Source organism: Tenacibaculum todarodis (assembly GCF_001889045.1).
Taxonomy (GTDB): domain Bacteria; phylum Bacteroidota; class Bacteroidia; order Flavobacteriales; family Flavobacteriaceae; genus Polaribacter; species Polaribacter todarodis.
In genome coordinates, this window is the sequence record NZ_CP018155.1 from 1,748,777 (window position 1) to 1,764,970 (window position 16,194).

18 protein-coding genes and 1 tRNA gene are annotated in these 16,194 nt (G+C 30.3%); 16 read left to right on the plus strand and 3 right to left on the minus strand.

Translation table 11 applies throughout. The features are described 5' to 3' along the window. Window positions 1–41 precede the first annotated feature (41 nt). The 8 genes from LPB136_RS07905 (at window position 42) to LPB136_RS07940 (ending at window position 6,568) form a co-directional block, all read left to right on the plus strand. Entirely contained in the window at window positions 42–530 is a 489-nt protein-coding gene (locus LPB136_RS07905) for a rhodanese-like domain-containing protein (protein ID WP_072555727.1), read from the plus strand. A gap of 59 nt (window positions 531–589) precedes the next feature. Further along, on the plus strand, window positions 590–1,204 hold the full coding sequence (locus LPB136_RS07910) for a TIGR04282 family arsenosugar biosynthesis glycosyltransferase (protein ID WP_072555729.1): 615 nt from the start codon (window positions 590–592) through the stop codon (window positions 1,202–1,204). 1 nt (window position 1,205) lies between these two features. Further along, on the plus strand, window positions 1,206–2,021 hold the full coding sequence (locus LPB136_RS07915; RefSeq protein ID WP_072555731.1) for a purine-nucleoside phosphorylase: 816 nt from the start codon (window positions 1,206–1,208) through the stop codon (window positions 2,019–2,021). Window positions 2,022–2,092: 71 nt separating this feature from the next. Further along, window positions 2,093–3,061, plus strand: a complete 969-nt coding sequence (gene arsM, locus LPB136_RS07920) for an arsenosugar biosynthesis arsenite methyltransferase ArsM (protein ID WP_072555733.1) — start codon at window positions 2,093–2,095, stop codon at window positions 3,059–3,061. Between the two features lie 68 nt (window positions 3,062–3,129). Then, window positions 3,130–4,014: a sterol desaturase family protein gene (locus LPB136_RS07925; RefSeq protein ID WP_072555735.1), complete on the plus strand. Its 885-nt coding sequence runs from the start codon at window positions 3,130–3,132 to the stop codon at window positions 4,012–4,014. A gap of 82 nt (window positions 4,015–4,096) precedes the next feature. After that, on the plus strand, window positions 4,097–5,158 hold the full coding sequence (locus LPB136_RS07930; protein ID WP_072555737.1) for an ABC transporter permease: 1,062 nt from the start codon (window positions 4,097–4,099) through the stop codon (window positions 5,156–5,158). 162 nt (window positions 5,159–5,320) lie between these two features. After that, a complete protein-coding gene (locus LPB136_RS07935) occupies window positions 5,321–5,764 on the plus strand; it encodes an acyl-CoA thioesterase (RefSeq protein WP_072555739.1) in 444 nt (147 codons plus the stop codon). A 3-nt stretch (window positions 5,765–5,767) separates the two neighbouring features. Further along, window positions 5,768–6,568, plus strand: a complete 801-nt coding sequence (locus tag LPB136_RS07940) for a DNA/RNA non-specific endonuclease (protein WP_072555741.1) — start codon at window positions 5,768–5,770, stop codon at window positions 6,566–6,568. A gap of 11 nt (window positions 6,569–6,579) precedes the next feature. Here LPB136_RS07940 and LPB136_RS07945 read toward each other — a convergent pair whose 3' ends face one another. Then, entirely contained in the window at window positions 6,580–6,822 is a 243-nt protein-coding gene (locus tag LPB136_RS07945) for a hypothetical protein (RefSeq protein WP_072555743.1), read from the minus strand. Between the two features lie 67 nt (window positions 6,823–6,889). After that, a tRNA-Leu gene (locus LPB136_RS07950) sits at window positions 6,890–6,971 on the minus strand. A gap of 104 nt (window positions 6,972–7,075) precedes the next feature. On the opposite strand from LPB136_RS07950, the gene LPB136_RS07955 reads away from it, so the two are divergent. The 4 genes from LPB136_RS07955 (at window position 7,076) to LPB136_RS07970 (ending at window position 12,321) form a co-directional block, all read left to right on the plus strand. Next, window positions 7,076–8,464 (plus strand): dipeptidase, encoded by a 1,389-nt coding sequence (locus tag LPB136_RS07955; RefSeq protein WP_072555745.1) that lies wholly within the window; start codon window positions 7,076–7,078, stop codon window positions 8,462–8,464. A gap of 236 nt (window positions 8,465–8,700) precedes the next feature. Next, window positions 8,701–9,069, plus strand: coding sequence for a BlaI/MecI/CopY family transcriptional regulator (locus tag LPB136_RS07960; RefSeq protein WP_204218397.1), 369 nt, complete (start codon window positions 8,701–8,703; stop codon window positions 9,067–9,069). Further along, window positions 9,069–11,045, plus strand: coding sequence for a M56 family metallopeptidase (locus LPB136_RS07965; protein WP_158009621.1), 1,977 nt, complete (start codon window positions 9,069–9,071; stop codon window positions 11,043–11,045). The genes LPB136_RS07960 and LPB136_RS07965 overlap by 1 nt, the downstream gene beginning before the upstream one ends. Before the next feature lie 175 nt (window positions 11,046–11,220). Beyond that, window positions 11,221–12,321: a DUF4407 domain-containing protein gene (locus tag LPB136_RS07970; protein ID WP_072555751.1), complete on the plus strand. Its 1,101-nt coding sequence runs from the start codon at window positions 11,221–11,223 to the stop codon at window positions 12,319–12,321. 137 nt (window positions 12,322–12,458) lie between these two features. On the opposite strand, the gene LPB136_RS07975 is transcribed toward LPB136_RS07970, so the two are convergent. Next, the gene (locus LPB136_RS07975) at window positions 12,459–13,055 is read right to left on the minus strand and encodes a PhnA domain-containing protein (protein ID WP_072555753.1); all 597 of its coding nucleotides are present in this window, start codon (window positions 13,053–13,055) and stop codon (window positions 12,459–12,461) included. 171 nt (window positions 13,056–13,226) lie between these two features. On the opposite strand from LPB136_RS07975, the gene LPB136_RS07980 reads away from it, so the two are divergent. From LPB136_RS07980 to LPB136_RS07995, 4 genes are all read left to right on the plus strand, one after another. Continuing rightward, entirely contained in the window at window positions 13,227–13,730 is a 504-nt protein-coding gene (locus LPB136_RS07980) for a GNAT family N-acetyltransferase (RefSeq protein WP_072555755.1), read from the plus strand. A gap of 175 nt (window positions 13,731–13,905) precedes the next feature. Beyond that, window positions 13,906–14,100, plus strand: coding sequence for a hypothetical protein (locus LPB136_RS07985; protein WP_072555757.1), 195 nt, complete (start codon window positions 13,906–13,908; stop codon window positions 14,098–14,100). Between the two features lie 74 nt (window positions 14,101–14,174). Beyond that, window positions 14,175–14,990, plus strand: a complete 816-nt coding sequence (locus tag LPB136_RS07990) for a hypothetical protein (protein WP_072555759.1) — start codon at window positions 14,175–14,177, stop codon at window positions 14,988–14,990. A gap of 12 nt (window positions 14,991–15,002) precedes the next feature. After that, the gene (locus LPB136_RS07995) at window positions 15,003–16,151 is read left to right on the plus strand and encodes a hypothetical protein (RefSeq protein ID WP_072555761.1); all 1,149 of its coding nucleotides are present in this window, start codon (window positions 15,003–15,005) and stop codon (window positions 16,149–16,151) included. Window positions 16,152–16,194: the final 43 nt, after the last annotated feature.

Genomic DNA, 16,194 nt, shown 5'->3' on the forward strand with positions numbered 1-16,194 from the left:
AATTCAGTTATCAGTCGGCAGTTATCAGTAAACAATATTAAATGAAGAACGTTTTTTTTATACTATTAATTTTAAGTCAAACTATTTGTTCCCAAAATAGTTTAGATAAATTATTGAAGAAGTACAACACAGAAAGTGTTCCATATATTTCTGTAGATAGTTTAAAAAACATTTCTAAGGATGTTGTTTTATTAGACGCACGTGAGAAAGACGAATTTAAAACCAGTCATTTAGAAAATGCTGTGTTTGTTGGTTATGACAAATTCAACCTTAAAAAAACTATTAAAAAGCTTCCAAATAAAAATGCTGAAATAGTAGTGTATTGTTCTCTTGGAGTAAGATCTGAAGATGTTGCAGAACAACTTAAAAAAGCAGGTTACACAAATGTTTTAAATTTATATGGAGGAATTTTTGAATGGAAAAATCTCAATCAAAAAGTATACAATTCTAAAGGAAAAGAAACAGAAAAAGTACATGCTTTTTCTAAAGAATGGAGTAAATGGCTTTTAAAAGGCGAAAAAGTATACTAAAAAAGTTTGCAGTAGGCAGTAACAGTTTTCAGTTCTTACTGTTATGGATAAAATAAAAAATGAATCAAAAAAATAAAAACTTACTACTAATCTTTACTAGAAATCCAGAATTAGGTAAAGCAAAAACAAGATTAGCTAAATCCGTTGGAGATGAAACTGCCTTAGAAATTTATAAGTTCCTACTCAATAAAACCAAAGAAATTACTCAGAATTTAACGTGTGATAAAGCAGTTTATTATTCGGTAAAAATTAGAGATAATGATATTTGGAGTTCATCCATTTACCAAAAACACCAACAGTTTGGCGAAGATTTAGGCTTTAGAATGCAAAATGCATTTAAAAATTCTTTTGAAGCTGGTTATCAAAAAGTAATGATTGTTGGTAGCGATTTATACGATTTAACACCAACAATTATTGAAGATGCTTTTTCAAAATTAAACACAAACGATGTTGTTCTTGGACCTGCTGAAGATGGCGGTTATTATCTTTTAGGAATGAAAACGTTACAGCCTAATATTTTTGAAAACAAAACTTGGGGAACTTCAACTGTAAGAGCAGAAACGCTTATCGATTTAGAAAAAGTAAACGTACATTTGTTGCAAGAATTAAATGATGTTGATGTTATTGAAGACATCGAAAATCATCCAGCATTTCAAAAATTTCTAAAGAACTAAAATGAAAAAAGAGCAACTACAAGAAACAATAGATTTTTTAAAATCAAACGGAATTACAAATCCACAAATAGGAATTGTTTTAGGAACAGGTTTAGGAAAATTAGTTGACGAAATAGAAATCGAAAAAGAAATTGCCTATTCAGAAATCCCAAATTTTCCACAAGCAACTGTAGAGTTTCATTCTGGAAAATTAATTTACGGAACTTTATCTGGCAAGAAAGTAATCGTTATGTCTGGTCGTTTTCATGTATATGAAGGTTATAATCTTTGGGAAGTTACCTACGGAATTAGAACAATGCACGGTTTAGGAATTTCAACTTTATTGATTTCTAATGCTGCTGGAGCAATCAATCTTTCTTATAAAAAAGGCGATTTAATGTTGTTAGAAGATCATTTAAATTTACAAGGAGGTTCTCCCCTAGCGTTTAAAGGCGCAAACGAATTCGGAAACATTTTTGCTGATATGTTAGAACCGTATTCGAAAAAAATCAATAAACAACTGAAAGAAATTGCAAAAGCTAACGACATACAATTGCACGAAGGAATGTATGCAAGTGTTGTTGGTCCACAATTAGAAACCAGAGCAGAATACAGAATGTTACAAATTCTAGAAGCTGATGCTGTAGGAATGAGCACAGTTCCAGAAGTTATTGTTGCAAAGCAATTAAATTTACCTTGTGCGGCTATTTCTGTGTTAACAGATGAGTGTGATCCAAAGAATTTACAACCTGTAGATATTGGAGAAATCATTGCTGTTGCAGGAAAAGCAGAACCAAAAATGATAACATTATTTAAAGAATTAATAAAAATAAGTTAGCAGTAATTCAGTAGCAGTATTCAGTTAATCTGATACTGAAAACTGAAAACTGCAAACTGTAAACTGAGAATATGAGTTACCTAGAAACCACACACAACGTTTATAAAGAAGCAGCCTTAACACCAGATGTTGGACTTTGCTGTACTACAAATCCTATTTGGGAATTACCTGGATTAAAAATTCCACGTATCATGCAAGAAATGAACTACGGTTGTGGTTCAACTGTGCATGCAAGAGATTTAACTAACAATCCAAAAATGCTATATGTTGGTGTTGGTGGCGGAATGGAATTATTACAATTTGCATATTTCAATAGAAATAAAGGCGGTGTAATTGGTTTAGATGTTGTGGATGAAATGTTAGAAGCTTCACGTAAAAACTTTATAATTGCTGAAGAACAAAACGATTGGTTTAAATCTGATTTTGTTGATTTACGCAAAGGTGATGCAATGAATTTACCTGTTGAAGATAATTCTATTGATGTTGCTGCACAGAATTGTTTATTCAATATTTTTAAGTCTGACGATTTAAAAAAGGCGATTGCAGAAATGTACAGAGTTTTAAAACCGAACGGTAAATTGGTAATGAGCGATCCTACTTGTGAGCAACCAATGAATGACGAATTGCGTAACGACGAACGTTTACGTGCTTTGTGTTTAAGTGGAAGTTTAACAATAGCCGATTATGTAAAAGCTTTAACAGATGCTGGCTTTGGAACTATTGAAATTAGAGCCAGAAAACCCTACAGAATTTTAGACCCAAAAAATTATCCAACAGATGAGTTAATTTATATAGAGTCTATTGAAGTTGCTGCAATTAAAGATCCAATGCCAGAAGATGGTCCTTGTATTTTTACAGGAAAAGCTGCTATTTATTATGGTGACGAAGATTTCTTTGATGACGGAAAAGGACATACATTATTAAAAAACCAACCTATAGCAATTTGCGATAAAACTGCAGGAGATTTACAAGCTTTAGGTAGAGATGATATTTATTTCTCAGAATCTACTTTTCATTATGATGGAGGCGGATGTTGCTAGGCGATAATCAACATTAAATTATTTTAAAAACGTTTATTTCATTAACTTTGAAGTAAACGTTTTTACTTTTGAATAAATATATCGACATAATAAAAAACTCCTATTCCAATTACTGGAATTACATTAAACAATCTGTTTTAATGGAATTAAATTGGGAAAACTATTTCTACGGACTAATAATTATTTCTTTGGTAGTTTGGGCTTTGGAAGCTATTTTCCCTTGGCGAAAAAATCAATCGTTGTTTAGAAAAGACTTTTGGTTAGATGTATTTTACATGTTCTTCAATTTCTTTTTATTGAACTTAATTGTATTAATTGCCTTATCAAATTCTGCCGCAGCAATTTTTAATGATATTTTAGGAGTTATTGGTTTGTCAATTACAAATTTTCAGATTTTTGATGTTAATACGTTTCCTCTTTGGTTGCGTCTTTTTGTCTTTTTTATCATCATCGATTTTGTACAATGGTTTACACATACTTTATTGCATAAATTTGAATTTCTTTGGAATTTCCATAAAGTACATCACTCGGTAAAAGAAATGGGATTTGCAGCACATCTACGTTATCATTGGATGGAACCAGTTTTGTACAATTCTATGAAATATATTCCACTAGCAATTATGGGCGGTTTTACAGCGCAAGATGTTGCAATAGTTCACTTTTTTAATATTACAATTGGACATTTAAATCACGCTAATATTAATTGGAATTATGGTTTTTTAAAGTACATTTTAAACAATCCCAAAATGCACATTTGGCATCATGCTAAAGAATTACCTGAAGGAAGAAAAAACGGTGTAAACTTCGGAATTACATTAAGTATTTGGGATTATATTTTCAAAACCAATTACATTCCGCATTCAGGTCGCGATATTGAATTAGGTTTTGATGGCGAAGAAGATTTTCCTAAAGATTTTCTTGGGCAAGAACTATATCCTATGAATAAAAAATAAGACACGGATTACACAGATTTTCACGAATAACTGAATCTTGTTTCAGAATCTCATCTAACATTTCTTTATTACATTTGTTAAAATGAATAACTCCAACTCACTTTGGCAACTTGCCATCCAAAAATTTAAGAAAAACAAAACAGGAGTTGTGAGCTTTTGGTATATTATTCTTTGTGGATTTATTGCGGTTTTTTGCTATGTTTTAGCACCAGATAACAGCAATTCTGCAAATCAAATGCATGTAGAAATTCATTCTAAAAAACCTGGTTTTTCTGTACAAATGCTTTCCATACCTTCGGAAGAAAAAAATACACAATCTTGGTTTAACAAGTTTCTATACGGAAAACGTATTTCTTCCACTGAAATTCCAATAAAGTCTCATAAAACTGAAGGGAATAAACTACACGTAATTACCTTTTCAGACGGATTAACAAAAGAATATCCAGCTTCGTATTCTAAAAACATTGAACAAAGGACCTTCTATTTTGGAACCGATAAATATGGAAGAGATTTATTAAGTCGATTATTAATTGGAGCAAGAATTTCGTTTTTTATTGGTTTTATTGCCGTGTTTATTTCGCTTTTAATTGGAATTCCAATTGGCGCAATTGCTGGTTATTTTGGCGGAAAAGTAGACACAATTATTATGTGGTTTATTAATATTACGTGGTCAATTCCTACGCTGTTATTAGTAATTGCAATTACTTTAGCTTTAGGAAAAGGATATTGGCAAGTATTTATTGCGGTTGGTTTAACAATGTGGGTAGAAGTTGCCAGAGTTGTTCGTGGGCAAGTGATAACTACCAAACAGCAACAATATGTAGAGGCTGCAAAAGCATTAGGTTTTTCTGATTTCAGAATTATTTTTAAGCATATTTTACCGAATATAATTGCACCAGTAATTGTAATTTCTGCTGCAAATTTTGCAGGAGCAATTTTAATAGAAAGTGGTTTAAGTTTCTTAGGAATTGGAGCACAACCTCCAACGCCTTCTTGGGGCGCAATGATTAAGAATCACTACAACTATATTATTTTAGGAAAACCGTATTTAGCATTAATACCTGGTTTGGCAATTATGAGCTTAGTGATGGCTTTTATGTTGGTTGGTAATGCATTGAGAGACGCTCTTGATGTAAAAAGCTAGCAAGTAAACCCGCGTTAGGGATTGAAGCAGTTGTTTGAGCTCTTTTTTTGTTTTGATTATTGAGCGAAGCGGGAAATACAAAACAAAAAAAAGCGAGTGCGGAAAGCCCGCTCGAACGCCCAAAAAAAATGTATTTTCGCATTTCTAAAAAAAAAGATAACAATGAGTTTTACTGTAAATTTTACAACACGTTGGGCAGATTTTGATGCCAATATTCACATGCGTCACACGTCTTATAATGACTACGCTGCAGAAGTTAGATTGCGTTATTTTAAAGAAAAAAATATTACTATAAAAGATTTTGGGAAGGAGAAAATTGGTCCTATTTTGTTTGAAGAGAACACTCGTTTTTTAAAAGAAATACATTTAGGAGAAAATATTTCGGCCAATGTTAAAGTTTTAGGTTTATCGAGAAACGGAGAACGTTGGAAATTACAGCACGAAGTTTTTAATGAAGCAGGAAAATTATCGGCAGTTATTACAGTTTACGGAGCTTGGTTAGATTTAGTAAAAAGAAAATTAACGGTTCTGCCAACAAAATTTCAAGAGCTTTTTAAAGATGCTGAAAAGACTGAAGATTTTGAAGAAATTATACTAAAAAAGTAATCCATGAATAAGAAGAGAATTATATCTGCAATTGCTTTAGTTGTCTTACTGACTGTTTATTATTTTCAAGAGAAAAATGAAAACACAATATCTGTAATTTCTAATGATGTGGTAGTTAATACAGAAGGATTTAACTATTTTCCAACTTCTACAACAGGGCAAATAGTACAGCATAGCGGTTATAATTTATCGTATTCAGAAAAACATGAACAAGCGGAATGGGTTGCGTATTCTTTAGATAAAAAAGACATTGTTTACACGGATAGAAAACGACCGTATTTTTACGTAGATAAAAAAGTAAAAACAACAGCTGCGCATTGGAGAAGCTATAAAAAATCGGGTTATGATCGCGGTCATTTATGCCCTGCTGGAGATAGAAAACTAACAGAAGAGAGCTTTAACGAAACCTTTTTAACGTCTAATATTTCTCCTCAAAAACACGATTTTAATGCTGGGATTTGGAACAGGTTAGAACAGAAAACTCGTTATTGGGCAAAGAAATACGATCATTTATTTGTTGTAACTGGTGGCGTTTTAAAAGGAAATATGAAAACTATTGGAAAAGATAAAGTTGCAGTTCCAAATCAGTTTTACAAAGTTTTGTTAGATTATACGCAACCACAAATTAAAGCGATTGCCTTTTTATTACCTCACAAAGAAAGTAACAAACCTTTATACGAGTTTGTAGTTTCGATAGATGAATTGGAACAAAAAACGGGCATCGATTTTTTCCCTGAATTACCAGATAATATTGAAACCAAACTAGAAGCTTCGAGTGATTATAAAGGCTGGAGTTTTAGATAAAAAAATAAAATTTACTTTATAGGAGGTAATGAATTAAATTGCAAAGGTTTTGGTTGATAATAATTCTCCCAACCAACAATACAAGACCTAACTGGATAAGATTCTATATAATGATAATCTAAGCCATTAATAAATTCAGCTAAAGGAACAAATGCGAAAATTAGAATCAAACAAATAGAGATAAGTTTAAAAAAAGAAGAAACTTTTTTTGTTCCTAAATATTCTATTTGAAGTTGATTAAAATTAGTATCCATAAATCAATAATAATAAAATTTTCATTAAACTAAAAAAAGCTTCTCTAAATGAGAAGCTTTTTGTTTGTACAGGCGGAGAGACTCGAACTCTCACACCTTGCGGCACTAGATCCTAAGTCTAGCGTGTCTACCAATTCCACCACGCCTGCAACTTATCCGAAGTAAATCGGGATGCAAATATAAACAATAAGCAGAAACTACAAAGCAGTTCATAATTATTTTTCTATTTTTGAGTTAAAATAAAATTCAACCAATGAGTACTATAAAATCTTACATAGAAAACAATAAAGATCGTTTTATAAACGAATTAGTAGAACTGTTAAAAATACCATCTGTAAGTGCAGACTCTGCTTACAAAAAAGACGTTTTATTAACGGCCGATTTTGTTTTGGATAGTTTAAAAAAAGCAGGATGCGATAAAGTTGAACTATGTGAAACGCCTGGTTATCCAATAATTTATGGAGAAAAAATAATTGATAAAAATTTACCTACAATATTAGTATATGGACATTATGATGTTCAACCTGCAGATCCAATTGAATTATGGACTTCTCCTCCATTTGAACCTGTAATAAAAAAAACTGACAAACATCCTGAAGGAGCAATCTTTGCTCGTGGAGCTTGTGATGATAAAGGACAAATGTACATGCACGTTAAAGCATTAGAATACATGACTTCAACAGGAAATTTACCTTGTAACGTAAAGTTTATGATAGAAGGTGAAGAAGAAGTTGGATCAGAAAGTTTAGCTTGGTTTGTTCCAAGAAACAAAGAAAAATTAGCCAACGATGTTATTTTAATTTCTGATACAGGAATGATTGCCAACGATATTCCGTCAATTACCACAGGTTTACGTGGTTTAAGTTATGTAGAAGTAGAAGTTACAGGCCCAAATAGAGACTTACACTCTGGTTTATATGGAGGCGCAGTTGCAAATCCAATCAATATTTTAACAAAAATGATTGCTTCTTTACACGACGAAAACAATCACATTACCATTCCTGGTTTTTACGATAATGTAGAAGAACTTTCTTTAGAAGAAAGAGCAGAAATGGCAAAAGCACCATTTTCATTAGAGAACTATAAAGATGCATTAAAAATTGATGCTGTTCATGGTGAAAAAGGTTACACAACCAACGAACGTAATTCAATTAGACCAACTTTAGACGTAAACGGAATTTGGGGAGGTTACATTGGCGAAGGCGCAAAAACGGTAATTGCAAGCAAAGCTTATGCTAAAATCTCTATGCGTTTAGTGCCAAATCAAGATTGGAAAGACATTACTGAATTGTTTAAAAAGCATTTTGAAAGTATTGCTCCAAAATCGGTTACCGTTGTTGTAAAACCACATCATGGTGGTCAAGGTTATGTAACGCCAATAGACAATATTGCGTACAAAGCGGCAAGTAAAGCGTACGAAACTACCTTTGGTAAAACGCCAATTCCACAACGTAGCGGCGGAAGTATTCCTATTGTTTCTTTGTTTGAACAAGAACTAAAAAGTAAGACTATTTTAATGGGCTTCGGTTTAGATTCTGATGCAATTCACTCGCCAAACGAGCATTTCGGAATTTTTAATTACCTAAAAGGAATTGAAACCATTCCATATTTCTATACCTATTTTACAGAAATGTCAAAATAAAACAAACAATCCGTTCAGCAATGAGCGGATTTTTTTTGGGGCGTTACCCAATTATTTATCAAATAATTGGGTCAGGCTTTACACTATATCTTTTTTTAAAACAAAAAAAGGATGCCGTTTCAATCCTTAACGCGGGCATACTTGCCAACTCCAATTAAAACTTCAAAGATTTTTTACTCTACATTTGTAGAATTAAAGTATTTATTCTATGTTTGTAGAGTAAAAATGAATTTATGATGCAATTATCAAAATCCGAAGAACAATTAATGCAATATTTATGGAAGCGAGAAAAAGCTTTTATGAAAGATTTATTAGAAGATTTTCCAACACCAAAACCAGCAACAACAACCGTTGCAACCTTATTAAAAAGAATGAGTGATAAAGGTTTTATTGCCTATACTTTATTTGGAAAATCAAGAGAATATTATCCGTTAGTTAAAAAGACCGATTATTTTTCTAAACATGTAAACGGATTAATTAAAAACTTCTTTAACGATTCTGCAAGTCAGTTTGCGTCATTTTTCACAAAAGAAACCAATCTCACAACAGAAGAGTTAGAAGCTTTAAAAAAGATAATAGATACTCAAATTAAAAAGCAAGAATAATGATAACTTACTTATTAAAATCCGCATTATGTTTAGCGCTATTATTAGGTTTTTATCACTCAGTATTAGAGCGAGAAAAAATGCATAAATTCAATCGTTTTTATTTATTAGGTAGCATTTTATTTGCATTTTTTGCACCCGCTTTTATAATTTATGTGGAGGCAATTCCAGCTTTAACAGCAATTCCAGAAACAACACAAGAATTTACAACTTTAGAGTTTCCTATATCTGAAAACATTGTAGAAGAAAGTATCAATTGGACTACAATTTTAACGAGTCTTTATATTTTAATTTCTGCTGTTTTCGGAATTCGTTTTATCAGAAATTTGTATAAAATAATCAGTAAAGTAAAGCAGAACACACATGTAAATTTAAAATCTGCAACACTTGTTTTAGTGGAAACTAAAATTTTACCACATTCATTTTGGAACTATATTTTTATCAATAAAAACGAATATAACAACGGTGCAATTGAAGACGAGTTATTTACACACGAGCTTACGCACGTAACTCAAAAACACACTTTTGATGTTATCTTAATAGAACTGCTTCAAATAGTATTTTGGATAAATCCAATGTTTATTTTACTAAAAAAAGCAATACAATTAAATCACGAATTTTTGGCCGATGAAAAGGTTATCAATCAACATAAAAACACTTTCCAATATCAGCATTTATTATTGAACAAAGCTGCATGGAACAACGAATATTACTTGGCCAGTAATTTGAATTATTCACTTACAAAAAAAAGATTAAAAATGATGACAACAAAAAGTTCACAAGTAAAAATTTTGCTTAAAAAACTGGCGGTAATTCCGCTTTTAGCAGGGTTTCTATTCCTCTTTGCAGAAAGAGTTGAAGCACAGGAAATAATTGAGATTGTTGAAGAAAGAATTCCTCCACCTCCACCAATGTCTCCTTTACAATATGTTAAAAAACAAAAAAACAAGGATACATCTTATTTCTATAATGAAAAAGAGATTAATTATTCTGAAGCTATAGAGTTAATTAAAAAGGTAAAAGATATAAATATTGAATCTAAAGAAATTAATAGCAAAACAATTATTAATTTATCTAAAGAACCAATAATAATTTATGAGCAAGAACCTAAGAAAAGAAAATCTTCAAAACAAAGTATTTCACCTAATCCTGTTTTAGAAGATATTAAACTAAAATTAGAAGATGTAAATGCTCTTAAAATGAGGCTTACTCAAAAAGACACTATAAAAAAGCCAATTACTATTAAGTATGAAAAACTTTCAGCTTCAAAAGCAGAATTGGAAGAATACAATTCCATAATAGAAAGAGGTAAAAAAGACAGATTATTTAAAAATAAGGATATTATAAAACTACAATATCTATATAGTTCTATGTCTAAAGAGCAGAAAAATTCTGTTGAAGACTATCAATATATAATTCCACCACCACCTCCACCAATAAAGGTAAAGAAAGGTGAAAAGTCAAACATTCCGACACCACCGCCTGCTCCAAAGGTTAAAAAAGGAGAAGAATCTAATATCCCACCTCCTCCACCGCCAGTTAAAACTAAAAACGGAATTGAAAAAGGTTGGTCTTATACAAATAACCAAACATTATATTATGTAAAAGAAAAAGGAGAAACTAAATATTTTAATCGTTGGGGAAAGGAAGTAGATGAAAAAGGGAAAGAACTAACATCTAAACAAAAAAGTAAATCTAAATGGGTAGTTGATCCAAAAGTAAATATTATAGAAGAAAAACAGATAAAAGAAAAACCAAAAAACAACAATTATTTACTAAATCATTCAAAACAGATTAAAGATCATTATTATTTAGAGGATAAAAAAATTTCTAAAAAAGAATACTTTAAACTGATAAAAAACGATAAAGATTATCTTATAAGTAGTAGATATGCAAATAAAGAAAAAAGTATTTCAAATTGGTATCTAACTAAAAGCCAAGATAAAATGTTCGAGTTACTCACAAAAAATTATTGATTTTTTTGTTAAAAGCCTCACAATGTGAGGCTTTTTTTGTAACAATTTCTAAAATTGTTCGTTGTTTAAGTATAAACAATCACACACTGTCACATCGAGTGATTCCGCTTTTGGGCGGAATTGTATCGAGAAGTTTCTAATATTAATTAGAACAAACAATACTTAAAAACAACCAATGCTTAAAAAATTCTTCCTAATCTGCTCTGGAGTAGATTTAAAACTTATAGATAACTGCGCTAACGGAGAACAAAACAAATACGTTGGTATTGGCGCAACAGTTTTCTTTACCGCAATTATGGCAACTATTGCTGGTAGTTATGCTTTGTTTACTGTTTTCGATAATCCATATACTTCAATCTTCTTTGGAATCATTTGGGGTTTACTAATCTTTAATTTAGATCGATTTATAGTTGCTACAATCAAAAAAAACGATTCTAAATGGAAAGAATTTTTACAAGCTTCACCAAGAATTTTATTAGCTATAATTATTGCCGTAGTTATTTCTAAACCGTTGGAATTAAAGATTTTTGAGAAAGAAATCAATCAGGTTTTATTGACAGAAAAAAACCAAATGACGCTGGATAATAAAACGCAAATTGCACAACAATTTACACCTGAAATTGCAAAAATTAATTCTGAAATTGAAGTTTTAAAAACAGAAATAGCAACAAAAGAAACAGAAACTGATGCTTTATACGAAACTTATATTGCAGAAGCAGAAGGAAGAAAAGGAACTAAATTATTAGGAAAAGGACCGGTTTACAAAGAAAAACGAGAAAAACACGATGCTGCTTTAGCAGAATTAAATCAGTTGAAAACAACAAATACTGATAAGATTAACCAAAAAGAAACTGCAATTGCTTCATTAATTGAAAATCAAAAATTAACAGAAACAAAAACACAACCGATTATAAACAATTTCGACGGATTAATGGCAAGAGTTACCGCACTAAACAAATTACCTTGGCTACCATCGTTCTTTATATTTCTATTATTTTTAGCAATTGAAACATCGCCTATTTTCGCTAAATTAATTTCACCAAAGGGCGAATATGACTTTAAATTACAAGACCAAGAAACGGCTATTAAAACTTGGGTACAACAACAAGTTAATCAGCGAGAGGAAATGCTACAAGCAGATATTGATATCAATAAAAAAGTATATGAAGACATTAAAAACGAAGAAGAAATTTATGCCTATAAACAAAAAATGGCTCGCGATTTATTAAAACTGCAAGCCGATTCTTTTTATAAAAAACAACAAAAAATGTTGTAATACTATTTGTTTGCAAACACGCCCGCGTTAGCGATTGTAGCATTTGTTTGAGCTCTTTTTTGGTTGTTGAGCGTAGTCGAAACACTAAAAAAAGCGAGTGCGGAAAGCGCGACCTGAAAGGGAACGCCCAAATAAATTTACTCCTTTTCAGACATTTTTTTAACGTAATCTGTAATAATTACAATCTGAGTTGGTCCAACTTTACCTTCAATAAAGTTAGCATTTTCATGATCTAAAGAAATTCTACGCACCGCAGTTCCTTGTTTTGCAACCATGCTAGAACCCTTTACTTTTAAATCTTTAATTAAAACCACAGAATCTCCAGCCTGTAAAATTACACCGTTTGCATCTCTATGAATTATCTTTTCGCTCTCATCTAAATGATCTCCAGATTCTTTTGCAAAACGCAAATCATCATCCTCCAAGTACATCATATCTAACAAATCTTTTGGCCAACCTTCGTTACGTAAACGAGACAACATACGCCAAGCAACTACTTTTACCGCTCTGTGCTCACTCCACATAGAATCGTTTAAACAACGCCAATGGTTTGCTTCCGTAGCTTCCGCATCATCAATTTGAATTCTACAAGTTTCACAAGCTAGTAAACTTCCATCAACTCCACCTCCACCTGTTATGGTTGGTTTTACATCATAAATTGCTAAATTATTGGTTGACGCACACAATTCGCACTTATTTCCACTTCTGCTTTCTAATTCTTCTTGTAAACTCATATTATAAATTTTATAGCGCAAAAGTACTATTTTATTTTGAAGCTATTCCTGCTTTCCGCACTCGCTTTTTTATTCCGAAAAAGAATAAAAAGAGCTCAAACAAATGCTTTAATCAGGGCTAAGCATACTTGCCAACTTTTACACTTAACCAATTAAGTTTATCTTTACTTTATGAATTTAGAAAGCCAACGTTTAATTATTAGAGAAATTGAAATTAGTGATGCTCCATTTTACTTTGCGTTATTTAACGATCCAGATTGGATTAAATTTATTTCTGACAAAAACTTAAAATCCATTGAAGAAACTGAAGCTTATCTTAAAAAAATGAAAGTAGATAACGCTAAACTTGGCGGATTAGGATTCTTCACTGTACTCTTAAAGGAAACCAATAAAGCAATTGGTGTTTCTACAGCTTTACAACGCGACAATTTAGATTTTGTAGATATTGGTTACGGATTTTTACCAAAATATCGTGGAAAAGGATATGCTTCAGAAGCAACAAAACTAATTATTGAATACGTTCGTAAAAAATTTAAACAGCAAAAGGTGTTAGCTTTTACAATGCCTGATAATGTGGCTTCTCAAAAATTATTAAAGAACTTAAATTTTAAGTACGTTGGTTTACAAGTTATTTTTGAAAACGAAGAAGACGCAGTTTTTGAATTATTATTTTGATATTAGAAAAATATATTTATATTTGCATCGCTTTTAAAAAGGCATTAGATTTTTAGTTGAACTTATCTCCCGTTCCTTCCAACTAAAAAACATCCCCCATAAATTATAATATTGAAATAACTTGTTTGGTAAAATTTACCAAATACAGTTTTAATTAATCGTTAATATATATTTTATGCAAAATTTGGAACAAAAATTATCTAATTTTTCAATAGAAAAATTAGAAGAAAGAAAAGAATTTACTTTTTACTACTCTCATAGTCACAGTTGTTACTGTAGTTGTGATAACGGTGACGGTGGAAACGGTGACGGTGGAAACGGAAACGGTGGAAACGGAAACGGTGACGGAAACGGAGGCGGAAACGGATAGGATAAATACAATTTCACTTTAGAAAAGCTTGGGTTAATATTAATTCAAGCTTTTTTTATATTATTACTTAAAAAATGAAAGCAACTAAAGATAATAAAATCTTTTTCTTTAAAAATCAGGTTTCCTTTCTAAAAGAAGCTTTTTTAATAAATAATATTGATTTATTTAATGATTTTAATGAAGCTGTAGAATTATATTGCTATTATACTTTAGAACTAGATAAAATCGTTGATGGAGAATCTAACTTTATAGCTCAGCACAAAGCAAAAGTAAACAACACACTTCAAGCAGTTAAAAGCGGTCAAGTTTCTATACAAATACTATCTAAGATTTTTGAGAAAAAAAATTCTTTCTGGAATGATTTAGATAATATGCAAGAGCTATACTATCAGAATACTTTAACAGAAAAACATCAAAACATCCAGAAACCAAACTTTACAGTTAAAGATTTTGAAATATATGCAGAAGCTAAACATTGCTTAGCTTATATACCAATTTTAGGTTTAGATTATTTATTTAATGGCTATCATGATAAAATGACGCTTAAAAAAATTTATAAGCACATATTTTTTGCTATTCAAATGAATGATGATTTAGAAGACTATACAAAAGACATCAACAATAATCAATGGACATACTTACATGCAAATGTTGATAATTTTATTGAACAAGAAAAAATAAAAAACAATACAGATTTAACCAACTTTAAAGAACGAGTTTTATATGTTTCTGGCATAGGATCAGAAGCTATAACATACTCTAAAAAACATTTTAATAAAGCTTTAGAATTATCTTTAGAATTAAAGCTAACAGAATTAACTTCTTGGCTTAAAAAAACTATTTCAGATATAGAAAGTAACGAGAAATTAATACTAAGTTTATTAGACTAATATTTTTTATTGATGTCTTTAATTAAAAAAACATACATACTCTCTTCTTATCAAAAAGATAAATGGGTAATTGAAGTAGATAATAATCATTTTATTATTTTAGAAAATGTAAAAGAGTTATTAAAAATCTTAGAAAACAACAATACCCCTAATGAAGCTTTAATTAATTTTAATTTACATTTTAATGATAATTTAAATGAAATAGAATTTGAAGAATTCATTCATAAAACACTTACAAAATTAAATTTACTTGACAGTAAAGAACCAACCAAGACAAAAAGCTTTATTAAATTTGAGAAAATTATTTTAAATAAAAATAGAGCTGGAAAAATCTCCTCTTATTTTGAGTTTTTATTCAACCCAATTTTTTTTTGGTTTTCATTTTTTATTTTAATTATTATTGCTATAATTTCTGTAATCAAGCTTCCTATATACGGTAATACAAGGTTACCCGTGTTTTTAATTATGCTACTTTATTTCCCTACCATATTACTACACGAAATTGGCCATGTTGCTGCTTGTAAGAAGTTTACCGGAAGATCAAGTGAAATTGGCATGGGTATTTATATAGTTTTTCCTGTTTTTTTCTCAAGTATATCTGCTATTTGGCATGGTAAAAAAGAAGAAAGAATTATAGCTAATTTAGCAGGAATCTACATGCAACTCTGGTGTATGTTACTTTTTATTGGCTTATATTTTATTACAAAATCTCCTATTTTTATTCATATGATTTTTTTAACAGGAGTTTATAATTTTATTCAATTACTACCATTTATTAGAAGTGATGGTTATTGGTTATTATCTGACCTTACTTCTACACCAAACCTGTTATCTAAATCTAAAGAGGTTCTTAAAGAAATATTGCTTCCTCCATACTTTTTAAAAGGAAAAATAAAACTAAAAAAAGTATTTTTATTTTTCTACGGAGCTTTTAACTTTATAATAATAGGTAATTTTATTTTTTTTCAATTAAAATATAATTGGGTTGGTATTTCTGAATTTCCAGCGACAATATGGAACTTAATTAAAAACATTTTTACTTTACAATTTTCTAAAGTAATAATACAATACAACTATGTAACAATTTCTATTTTCTATATGATAGTATTTACTTATCTAAAGAAATGGGTTAAAATTTTAAAAGACAAAATCACTTCTTAATAAAAGTCTTAGACATAAAAAAGCATCCAAATTGGATGCTTTT